This is a genomic window from Saccharothrix sabaoui (assembly GCF_051756985.1).
Taxonomy (GTDB): domain Bacteria; phylum Actinomycetota; class Actinomycetes; order Mycobacteriales; family Pseudonocardiaceae; genus Actinosynnema.
The window spans coordinates 1-10,415 of sequence record NZ_JBPKJK010000235.1 but is presented as its reverse complement, the minus strand read 5'-3'; the positions used below and the strand labels follow the sequence as shown (position 1 = coordinate 10,415).

Genomic DNA, 10,415 nt, shown 5'->3' with positions numbered 1-10,415 from the left:
CCGAGAACAGGAGGACGGGATCATGAGCGGAACGAAGAGGATCGTCGTCGGCGTGGACGCCTCGCCGGCGGGTGCGGCGGCCCTGGAGTGGGCCGTGCGGCACGCCGGGAGCGGCGGCACCGTGCTGGCGGTGTCGGCCTGCCGGATGCACCCCGAGGTCTGCGGGGGTGGGGACGCCTTCCACACCGCGCACCGGCGGGTGCTGCGCGAGGCCGTGGCGGGGCTGGGCCCGGTCCCCGGCGTGCGGGTCGAGGAGACCGTGGTGGACGGCGAGGCGGGCCCCGCGCTGGTGGGCTCGGCGGAGGACGCCGACCTGCTCGTGCTCGGCGGCCACGGGTACCGCCGGGGGGACGTGACCGTGGTCGGCTCGGTCATCACCTACTGCGTGCGCCACGCGCCGTGCCCGGTCGTCGTGGTGCCGACCGGAAGGGGCGGCGATGACGCCGGTGCTCGCCTGCACGCGGTTGCGCAGGAGTTCCGGTGACCTGCCGGCCGTGGACGACGTGTCGTTCGAGCCGGCGGCCGGGGAGACCTACGGCCTGCTCGGCCCGAACGGCGCGGGCAAGACGACGACGATCTCGATGGTGGTCGGCATCCTGGAGCCCGACGCCGGCGAGGTCGTCGTCGCCGGTCGACGTCTGACCACGCGGGACACGACGGGCAAGCGCCGCATCGGCTGCGTGCCGCAGGAGTTGGTGCTCTACCCCGATCTGACCGGCCGGGAGAACCTGCGGTTCTTCGCCCGCGTCCACGGCCTGTCCGGGCGGGCCGCGACGCGCCGGGTGGACCTCCTCCGCGTGGTCCGGCACGTCCGGCGTCGTCCGGCGCGGCGGTCGCTTACAGAGTCGGCCGGTCCTCGGTGGGGCGGGACCTCCGACCCTGCGAACGGGCCCGCCGCCGGTGCACCGTCGGTGGTGCACACGAACGTGGAGGTGAGGCGGGTGGACCGCGAGCAGCCCGACCGGGACACGAGCCGAGCGGCGGTGGCACTGGCGTGCCGTGCGCCCTCGGTGCACAACACGCAGCCGTGGCGGTGGCGCATCGGCGACCACAGCGTCCGCCTCCACGCGGCCCCGACCCGCGCGGTGCCCGCCACCGACCCCACCGTGCACCGGCTGCCCGACCCGGGCGAGCCGGAGCACCTGGCGGCCGTCGAGTTCGCCCGGCACGAGCCCACCGAGGGCGAGGTGGCGATGGCCGCCGCGATCCCCCGCCGCCGCACCGACCGGCGGCACTGCTCCTCGTGGGGCGTGCCGAGCGCGGTGTCGCTGCTGCTGGAGGAGCGGGCCGAGGCGGTGGACCTGCTCCAGGACCGGCTGCACCCACCAGTTGGCGGAGATGGACCGCTGAGGACGTGACCGGGACTTCGTGCCCTGGTGGGTGCCCTGGTGAGCGGTGACACTGGTGCGCGGGCCGGACGACCCGATGGGGCAGGAGGCCGAACCGTGTCGGTGGACGTGCAGCAACCGAGGGCGTACGACCTGGTGGACGACCACATCCGGGTGGCCGGGACGGCGGGGGGTGCGTTCGAGGCGAACTTCAACTACCGGGTCCACGAGGGCCACGACGAGGTGACCGGGTACTTCACGGCCGGTGACGGCGTCGGCGGCCACGGCCAGTTCCAGGTCACCGTCGACGTGTCCGGGGCGGCCTTCACCCTCGACCGGTTGTTCGTCGAGGTGTACCACGTCTCGCCGAAGGACGGCGCCGAGCTGGACAAGGTGGTGGTCCCCGTCCTGTTCGGCCCGAGGATCGTCCCCGGTTACCGGGTCTACCTGGAGCACGTGGTCCAGCCCGGGGAGACGCTGTGGGCGATCTCCACCACCTACTACGGTTCGGGCGGCCTCTACCACCGGCTGGTGGCGGCGAACCCGGCGACGATCACCGATCCGGACTCGATCAGCCCCGGTGACGTGATCCGCGTGCCCAAGGCCGGCTGAGGCCCTCGGGTCGGGGCGATCAGGTCAAGCCGGGAGCGGTCCTCTCCTCCCGTTCGGGCCTGCACCTCGACCCCGCCCGCCCGCGCCTTGCCGCACCGCGCCCGGGGCCGCTTCCGAGCCGTCGATCCCGCCCGCGACCGGTTCTCCCACCACGCACCTCCTGCCCCGACGGCAGGTCGGGTGAGGGGACCGTCACGAGGGGCGTTGGTCCCGCCGGGTGGTGACCCGGGGCTCTCCCCGCGCACCCCCGGGGACGGACGCTGAGGGGTGGAGACGGGAGGACGTCATGATCCTGGTCGGTGTGGACGGATCGGCCGCGAGCCGCGAGCCGCGCTGCGCTGGGCGCTGGAGCCGGCGGTGCGCACGGGTGAGCGGGTGGAGGCGACGACGGGGTGCTGCCGGGCGGGGTCGTCACGCGCTGTCTGCGGAACGCGACCTGCCCCGTGGTGGTCGTGCCCGCTCGGTGACCCGGACGACGTCGAGGCCCGTCCCGGGATCGCGGGACGGGCCTCGACGCGTCAGCGCCGCCGCCACCACTTGTCCGCCTCGACCACGGCGTAGGTGACCAGCGCCAGCGCGGCCACGAACACCCACGAGCCCCAGCCGATGGGCTCGGTGTGGAACAGCGCGTTCATGAACGGCGCGTAGGTGAACAGCAGCTGCAGCACGACGGTGACGGCGATGCCGGCGGGCAGCCACGGGTTGGCGCGCAGCCCGACGTGCGGGCGGAAGTTCTCCAGCGAGCGCGAGTTGAACAGGTAGGCGATCTGGGCCGCGACGAAGACGTTGACGGCGACCGTGCGCGCCTGCTCCACGGTGCCGTCGGCCAGGTGGAACGCGGCGAACGAGCCCGCCAGCAGCACCACCGACACCAGCAGGATGCGCTGGATCAGCACCCCGGTCAGCAGCGGCAGCGACGGCGGCAGCGGCGGGCGGCGCATCACGTCGGGCTCGCGCGGTTCGAACGCCAGCGTCAGGCCGAGCGCGACGGCGGTGGTCATGTTGATCCACAGGATCTGCACGGGCAGGATCGGCAGGGCGGTGCCGGCCAGGATGGCGGTGAGGATGACCAGGCCCTCCGCCATGTTGGTGGGCAGGGTCCAGATGATGAACTTGCGCAGGTTGTCGAAGACGGCGCGGCCTTCCTCGACGGCGGCGCGGATGGTGGCGAAGTTGTCGTCGGTGAGCACCATGTCGGCGGCCTGCTTGGCGACCTCGGTGCCGCCGCGCCCCATCGCGACGCCGATGTCGGCGCGGCGCACGGCGGGCGCGTCGTTGACGCCGTCCCCGGTCATCGCCACGACCTCGCCGCTCGCCTGGAGGTCCCGGACCAGCCTGAGCTTCTCCTCGGGCGAGACGCGGGCGTGCACGGCGTCCTCGGCGAGGTCGAAGTGCTCGGCGATGGCGCGGGCGGTGGCGAGGTGGTCGCCGGTGATCATGCGGACCTCGATGCCGGCGTCCCGGCAGGCGCGCACCGCCTCGATCGCCTCGGGGCGCGGCGGGTCGTGCATCGCCTGCAACCCCAGGAACTCCGCCCCGCGCAGCACGTCCTCGGTCAGCTCGACGTCCACGGGCACGCGGGTCCGGGCGAAGGCCAGCACGCGCAGGCCCTCCCCCGCCAGGCGCTCGGCGTCGGAGTGGTCGAGGCCGCCGGTGAACCCGGAGATCCGCTCGACCGCGCCCTTGAGGTAGACCACGCCGCCCTCGTGGCGGGTCGCCATGAACCGGCGCTGCGAGGTGAACGGCAGCTCGTCCACCCGCTCCGGGACGTCGGTGACGCCCGCCTTGCGGGCGACCACCACCAGCGCCGCCTCGGTCGGGTCGCCGACCGGGGTCCAGCGGCCGTCGCGCTCGACCACGTCGGCGTCGTTGCAGGCCAACCCGGCCAGCAGGACCTCGCGCACCGCGTCGGGCACGGGCGGGACGTCGCCGTCCGGTCCGTAGCCCACCCCGCCGACCCGCCACCACCGCCCACCCGCGACCACCTCGCGCACGGTCATGGCGTTGGCGGTGAGGGTGCCGGTCTTGTCGGTGCAGATCACCGTGGTGGAACCCAGGGTCTCCACGGCGGGCAGCCGGCGGATGATCGCGTTGCGCCGCGCCATCCGGGCCACGCCGATGGCCAGCGTCACGGTCACCGCGGCGGGCAGTCCTTCCGGGATCGCGCCGACGGCCAGGGCGACGGCGGCGGTGACCATGTCGGCGAACGGCTCGCCGCGCAGCACCCCGACCACCACGGCGACCACGGCCAGGCCGAGGATCACCCGGGTGAGCAGCCCGCTGAACCGGGCGAGCTTGCGGGTCAACGGGGTCCGCACCGTCTCGGTGGTGCCCACCAGCCGGTGCACGCGGCCGATCTCGGTGTCCCCGCCGGTGGACACGACCACGCCGCGCCCGCCGCCGCCGGTGACCAGCGTGCCGGAGTAGGCCATGTCCACGCGGTCGGCCAGCGCCGTGTCGTGCGGCACCGGCAGCGGGTCCTTGGCCACCGGCTGCGACTCCCCCGTCAACGCCGACTCGTCCACCCGCAGCTCGCGGACGCGCACCAGCCGCAGGTCGGCGGGCACCTGGTCGCCCTCCTCCAGGACCACCAGGTCGCCCGGTACGAGCCGGTCGGAGTCCACGCGCGCCGCCGTCCCGTCGCGCACGACGGTCGCGGTGGTGCGCACCATCGCCACCAGCGCGTCCAGCGCCTTCTCCGCCCGCGCCTCCTGGAGGTGGCCCACCGCGGCGTTGACCAGGACGACGGCCAGCACCACCGAGGCGTCCACGACCTCGCCGAGGGCGAACGTCAACGCCGCCGCGCCGAGCAGCACGTAGATCAACGGGTTGTGGAACTGCCCGAGCAGGCGCCGCGCCCAGCCCGGACCGCGCCGCTCGGGCAGGGTGTTCGGGCCGAGCGCCGCGAACCGCCGCTCCGCCACCGCACCGGCCAAGCCGGTGTCGGCGTCGGTCTCGGCGAGCAGCACGACCTCGTGCACCGGCAGGCCGTGCGGGGCCGCCTCGCGCTCAGCGGTCGCCGACGGCACGTCCCACCCCTCCGCGGGCCGACTCCGGGAAGTCCACGCCCACCACGCCGGCGATGGCGCCCGCGAGCACGGCGGCGACGTGCCGGTCGCGTTCGTCGTCCAGCTCGTCCACGATGGACACCCGGCCGTCGACGACGGCGACCTCCCACCGCTCCGGCCCGCCGTAGAGGCACAGCCGGTGGCGGACCTCCGCCTCCAGCACGCGGTCATCGCGGCTGACGGCGCGCAGCAGGTCGCGGCGGGTCAGGATGCCGACCAGCCGCGTGCCCTCGACCACGGCGACGCTGCGCACACCGTGCTCCAGCATCCGCCGCGCGACCTCGGCGACGTCCGCGCCCGGGGTGGTGCCCACCGGTGGCCCGGTCATCAGGTCGCGGACGGTGCGCGGGGGTCGGGGCCGGCGGTGCGGCGGTTCGCCGTGGACCAGGGTCCTGGGGTCGATCGGCAGCCGGTCGCGCAGGGCGTCGGCCTCGGTGAGCACGCCCAGCAGGTCACCGCGCCCGTCCACCACGGGCAGCGTGGTGAACCCGCGGGCGGCGAGCAGGGCGCCGGCGTCGCGCACCGACGTGTCCGGCGTGACGGCCACCACCTCGCGGGTCATCACGTCGCGGACCCTCATCGGGTCACCGCCGGGTCGTCGGCCGTGGCGGGCAGCACCACGACGGGGACGGTGGCGTGCCGCACGCAGTGGGCGCTGGTGCTGCCGAGCAGCACCTGGCGGAACCGGCTGCCGCCGTGGGCGGCGACGACCAGCATCGCCGCGTCGCGCGCCCGCACCTCCAGGGCGTCCGCCGCCGGGCCGCGCACGCTGTGCCGGACGACCTCGGGGAACTCCGCCCGGCCCACGGCCGCGGCGCGCAGCGCCTCCCCCACCAGCGCCTCCGACCGGGCGCGGGCGTCCTGCTCGGTCATCATGGTCCAGTCGACCAGCGGCTCGTAGGCGTAGGCGTGCACGACGTGCAGCGGGGCGTTGCGCTGGAGGGCCTCGTCGACGGCCCACCGCAGTGCGCGCTCGCCGGCGGGGGTCCCGTCGATGCCGACGACGATCGGGGACGTGGTCATGGCTCACACCTCGTTCAGGTCGATGGTGATCTCCGGCGGGTGCCGGAGCGTGTTGTGCACGGTGCAGTGCTGGAGGACCGCGAGCAGCGCGGTCTCGCGCCGCCGGGGGAAGCCGGGCGGCAGGGTGACCTCCAGCCGGACCTCGCCGACGCGGCGCTGGGGGTCGTCGGCCATCCGGTGGTGCGCGGTGACGGTGAGCCCTTCCCGGTGCAGGCCGTGGCGGTCGAGGAAGCGGCCCGCGTAGAAGGCGGTGCACGCCGCCATCGACGCCACCAGCAGCTCGACCGGACCGGGGCCGGCGTCGGCGCCGCCGTCGGCGGCGGGTTGGTCGGTGGTGATCACGTGGTCGCGCATCCGCACCACGTACTCCTCCCCCTTGGCGTAGGAGACGGACACGAGCGCGGTCTTCTCGCCGGTGGTCACGGGGTCCTCCTGGGGTCGTGCAGCCTGCGCAGGAACGGGTCCACCGGTTCGACCGGCGCCACGCGGACGCGCGCGTCCACCGCGAGCACGCCGTCGTCGGTGAGGGTCAGGGGGTTGAGGTCCAGCTCGGCGACCTCCGGCAGCAGTTCGGCCAGGTGCGAGACGCGGCGCAGCACCTCGCGCACGGCGGACTCGTCGTGGTCGTGGAACACCTTGGGCGCGGCGCGGAAGTCGTGCAGCAGGTCGTCCAGGTCGGCGTCCGACAGCGGGGCGAGGGCGGCGGCGCGGTCGTCGAGCAGGTCGGTGTCGACGCCGCCGAGACCGGTCACCACCAGCGGCCCGAACTGCGGGTCGGTGACGACGCCGACCAGCAGCTCACGGCCGCGCCGGGCCATGGGCTGGACGAACACGCCGGTCAGCCGGTCGCCGAACCGGTCGCGCAGCTCCTCGAAACCCCGGGCGACGGAGTCGGCGTCGAGGTCGAGCAGGACCCCGCCGCCCTCGCTCTTGTGCAGCAGGTCGTCGGCCACCGCCTTGAGCGCCACGGGCACGCCGAAGGAGCGCTGGGCGGCGACCGCCGACCCCGCGTCGCGCACCAGCGCGCCGCCGAGCACGGGCAGCCCGAACGCCGTGAGCAGCCGGACCACCCGGTCGGGCGACAGCCACCCCTCCCGCCCGGCCACGACCTCCCGGGCGGTGGCCAGGTCCACGTCGGGCGACCCGGTCGGCGCCGGTTCGGCTCGGCGCAGCCACCGGCCGCGCTCGGCCAAGGCGGCCAGCACGGCGGCGGCCCTGGCGGGGTCGGCGTAGACGGCGATGCCGTCCGGGGTCAGCGAGACGGGACCGGCCTGGTCCGCGCTGACCGCGAGCACGGGTGTGGCGGTGCGGTGCACGCCGCCCGCCGGGTCGCCCACGGCGGTCGGCACGGTGACCGCGATGACCGCGTCCACGGCCGGGTCGGCCGCGACGAGGTCCAGGCAGCGGCCGAACACGTGCTCGTCGACGGCGGCCGTGGTGTCGACCGGGTCGTGCGGGGCGGCGGTGGGGGGCAGCAGGGCCCGCAACGCCTCGACCGTGCCGGTCCCCAGCTCGGCGACGGTCAACCCGTGGCGGACGCACGCGTCGGCGGCCAGCACGCCGAGACCACCCGCGTTGGACAGCACGGCGACGCGGCGGCCGACGGGCAGCGGGGTGGCGTGCAGCGCGGCCAGCACCTCGACCAGCTCGCCGACGCCGTCCACCGCGGTCACGCCGGCCTGCCGGAACAGCGCGTCGCGGGTGACGGCCGGGGTCGCGGCGGCGGCGGTGTGCGAGGCGGCGGCGCGCTGCCCGGCCTCGCTGCTCGCGGCGCGCACGGCCAGCACCGGCTTGTGGCGCGCGACCCGGCGCGCCAGGCGGGAGAACTTGCGCGGGTTGCCGAACGACTCCGTGTACAGCGCCACCGCGCGGGTGCGCTCGTCGCGCTCCCACCACAGCAGCAGGTCGTTGCCGCTCACGTCGTACTTGTCGCCGGTAGACACAAGCTCGGTGGTGCCCAGGCCGAGCGCACGCAGCCGTTCGACCAGCGCGATGGCGACACCGCCGGACTGGGTGACCACGCCGATGTCGCCGGCGGTGGGGCGGCCGGCCAGGAAGGTGGCGTTGACCCGCACCTCGGGATCGGTGCCGGACACGCCGACGCAGTTGGGGCCGACCAGGCGCATCCCGTACCGGCGGACCACGTCGAGCAACCGGTCCCGGTCCACCCCCGAGGTGATCACGACCAGGGCCTTGACGCCGCGCCGGCCGCAGTCCGCGGCGACCCGCGGCACGGCCTCGGCGGGCACGCACACGACCGCCAGTTCCGGCGTGCGCGGGAGGTCGGCCACCGACCGGTGGCAGGCGACGCCCAGCACGCGGTCGGCGTGCGGGTTGACGGCGTACAGGGTTCCCCGGTAGCCGCCGAGGAGCAGGTTGCGCAGCACGGCGTTGCCGACCGAGGACCGCGTGCGGCCCGCGCCGACCACCACGACCGAGGACGGCTTGAGCACGGCGCGCAGGCTCGCCACGTCGGCGGCCAGCTCGCGGTCTGCGACCGCCTCCAGGTAGCGTTCGCCGGGCTCCAGGCCGAGGTCGATGCGCACCTCGCCGCACTCCGCCGTGGACACCCACGTCAGGCCGAGGTCGGCGAACACGCGCATCATCTTCGCGTTGGAGGTGAGCACGTCGGCGTGGAAGCGCCGCACACCGCGGGTGCGGGCCAGCGACACCAGGTGCTCCAGCATGAGCGTGCCGACGCCGTGGGACTGCCGCTCGTGGGCGACGACCAGGGCGACCTCGGCGGTGTCGGCGTCGAGCGGGACGTAGCTCGCCGCACCGACGAGCACGCCGGCGGCGAACGCGCCGAGCACGACGTGCCTCGGCTCGTCGGGCGAGGTGAGGCGGGCGACGAAGTCCTCCAGGTGCCGAGGTGAGGCACCGAAGAACCGCAGGTAGCGGTCATCCGCGGGCAGGCCGCGGTGCAGCGCGAGCAGGGCGTCGGCGTCGGCCCGACCCAGCTCGCGCAACTCCACCACGGACCCGTCCGCCAACAGCGCGCGGTCGACCAGGGGCGCGGTCACAGCAGCGGTCCGGGGGTGATGACGGGCTTGCGCCCGACCGGTTCGGCCGGCGCGGTGTGCTCGGCCGGCGCGGTGTGCTCGGCCGGCGCGGTGTGCTCGGCCGGCGCGGTGTGCTCGGGCTCGCGGATGACGACCACCGGGCAGTGCGCGTGGTGCACGCAGTGGGAGCTGACCGACCCCAGCAGCACGCCGCGGATCGGACCCGCGCCCCGGCTGCCGACCACGAGCAGCACCGCGTCCCGCGAGGCCCGGACCAGCACGTCGCGGGCGTCGCCCTCGGCGAGGAGCGCGCGGACGTGTCCGCCGAGCCCGTCGACGATCTCGTCCAACCGCGCCTGGCCGTCCTGGCGCAGCCGGTCGCGGTCCAGGTTGGCGGCCACGGCGGCGGACAGCGGCCCGATGACCATGCCGTGCTCCACGTGCCAGGCCAGGACGGCCTCGACCACCGCGCCGCGCAGCTCCGCCTCGTCGACAGCCCACCGCAGCGCGGTCAGGCTGGAGGGCGATCCGTCCACGCCCACCACGATCCTGTCGTCCATCACTCCTCCTCGGGTGCTCGCTCCTCAGCCTTCCGAGTGGCGACGTCCGAGGTCAGGTGCTGCGGTCCCCTCGGTGTCGGGACCTTGGGCCCTGATCCGGCGGACCGCCACCGCCGTCGTGCGCCGGGTGCGGGACGCGCGGTCAGTCGACCCGGACCGGTGCGACGACCGGCCTCAGGCCGACGCCCGTCACACCGGGGACGGTGTGCACGAGGGCGGTGACGACGCGGCGCTCGGCCTCGTCCTCGAACGGTCCCGCGACCACGGCCTTGCCGTTCTCCACCTCGACGCCCCACCGGCGGGTGCGGCTGTAGGCGGTCAGCAGCCGGTCGACGCGGGCGGCCAGGACGTCGTCGTCGGGGGTCAGCACGCGCAGCAGGTCGCCGCGGCTGACCACCCCGACCACGCACCCCAGCGCGTCGACCACGGGCAGGCAGCGCAGGCGGTGGCCCAGGATCGCGCTCGCCAGCTCGCTGGGCGAGGCGGTGAGGGGCGCGCTGACCACCGGCGACGTCATGACCTCGCCGACGGTCGCGCCGGTGCGGCCGAGGTTGGCGACCAGCAGGTCCGAGCCGGAGACGATGCCGGTCAACAGCCCGCCCGGCTCCACGACGGGGAGCGCGGAGAAGCCGTGGTCGACCAGCAGCGCGCTCGCGGCGCGCACGGTGGTGGTGGGCTCGACCGTGTACACGGGCCTCGTCATCACATCTGCTGCGTTCATACCGGCAACGGTCCGCCTGCCGGCGGTCGCGGAGCAGTGCGGATGGGCCCTTCGCAGCGGTGACACAGGTCCCTGCCCGGCCGGGGGGAACCGGGGGGACA

General features: G+C 75.3%; 9 protein-coding genes and 2 pseudogenes. 4 read left to right on the top strand and 7 right to left on the bottom strand.

Features of this window, described 5'->3' with window-relative positions:
- The first annotated feature begins 22 nt into the window (after positions 1-22).
- The 4 genes and pseudogenes from ACR807_RS39015 (at position 23) to ACR807_RS39000 (ending at position 1,940) form a co-directional block, all read left to right on the top strand.
- Positions 23-484 (top strand): universal stress protein, encoded by a 462-nt coding sequence (locus ACR807_RS39015; protein WP_438926561.1) that lies wholly within the window; start codon positions 23-25, stop codon positions 482-484.
- Positions 438-794, top strand: a pseudogene (locus tag ACR807_RS39010) (ATP-binding cassette domain-containing protein); the annotation flags it as partial. The gene ACR807_RS39015 and the pseudogene ACR807_RS39010, both read left to right, overlap by 47 nt.
- A gap of 147 nt (positions 795-941) precedes the next feature.
- A pseudogene (locus ACR807_RS39005) lies at positions 942-1,259 on the top strand (Acg family FMN-binding oxidoreductase); the annotation flags it as partial.
- A gap of 186 nt (positions 1,260-1,445) precedes the next feature.
- A complete protein-coding gene (locus ACR807_RS39000) occupies positions 1,446-1,940 on the top strand; it encodes a Gmad2 immunoglobulin-like domain-containing protein (RefSeq protein ID WP_438926560.1) in 495 nt (164 codons plus the stop codon).
- A gap of 518 nt (positions 1,941-2,458) precedes the next feature.
- On the opposite strand, the gene ACR807_RS38995 is transcribed toward ACR807_RS39000, so the two are convergent.
- The 7 genes from ACR807_RS38995 to ACR807_RS38965 form a co-directional block, all read right to left on the bottom strand.
- A complete protein-coding gene (locus ACR807_RS38995) occupies positions 2,459-4,969 on the bottom strand; it encodes an HAD-IC family P-type ATPase (RefSeq protein WP_438926559.1) in 2,511 nt (836 codons plus the stop codon).
- A complete protein-coding gene (locus tag ACR807_RS38990; RefSeq protein WP_438926558.1) occupies positions 4,950-5,588 on the bottom strand; it encodes a CBS domain-containing protein in 639 nt (212 codons plus the stop codon). The genes ACR807_RS38995 and ACR807_RS38990 overlap by 20 nt, the downstream gene beginning before the upstream one ends.
- Entirely contained in the window at positions 5,585-6,031 is a 447-nt protein-coding gene (locus ACR807_RS38985) for a universal stress protein (RefSeq protein WP_438926557.1), read from the bottom strand. The genes ACR807_RS38990 and ACR807_RS38985 overlap by 4 nt, the downstream gene beginning before the upstream one ends.
- Positions 6,032-6,034: 3 nt before the next feature.
- Positions 6,035-6,454 carry an OsmC family protein gene (locus ACR807_RS38980; protein WP_438926556.1) on the bottom strand — a complete coding sequence of 140 codons (420 nt, stop codon included), beginning with the start codon at positions 6,452-6,454 and terminating at the stop codon, positions 6,035-6,037.
- A complete protein-coding gene (locus ACR807_RS38975) occupies positions 6,451-9,054 on the bottom strand; it encodes a bifunctional acetate--CoA ligase family protein/GNAT family N-acetyltransferase (RefSeq protein WP_438926555.1) in 2,604 nt (867 codons plus the stop codon). The genes ACR807_RS38980 and ACR807_RS38975 overlap by 4 nt, the downstream gene beginning before the upstream one ends.
- On the bottom strand, positions 9,051-9,593 hold the full coding sequence (locus ACR807_RS38970) for a universal stress protein (protein WP_438926554.1): 543 nt from the start codon (positions 9,591-9,593) through the stop codon (positions 9,051-9,053). The genes ACR807_RS38975 and ACR807_RS38970 overlap by 4 nt, the downstream gene beginning before the upstream one ends.
- 142 nt (positions 9,594-9,735) lie before the next feature.
- Entirely contained in the window at positions 9,736-10,296 is a 561-nt protein-coding gene (locus ACR807_RS38965; protein WP_438926553.1) for a CBS domain-containing protein, read from the bottom strand.
- Positions 10,297-10,415 lie beyond the last annotated feature (119 nt).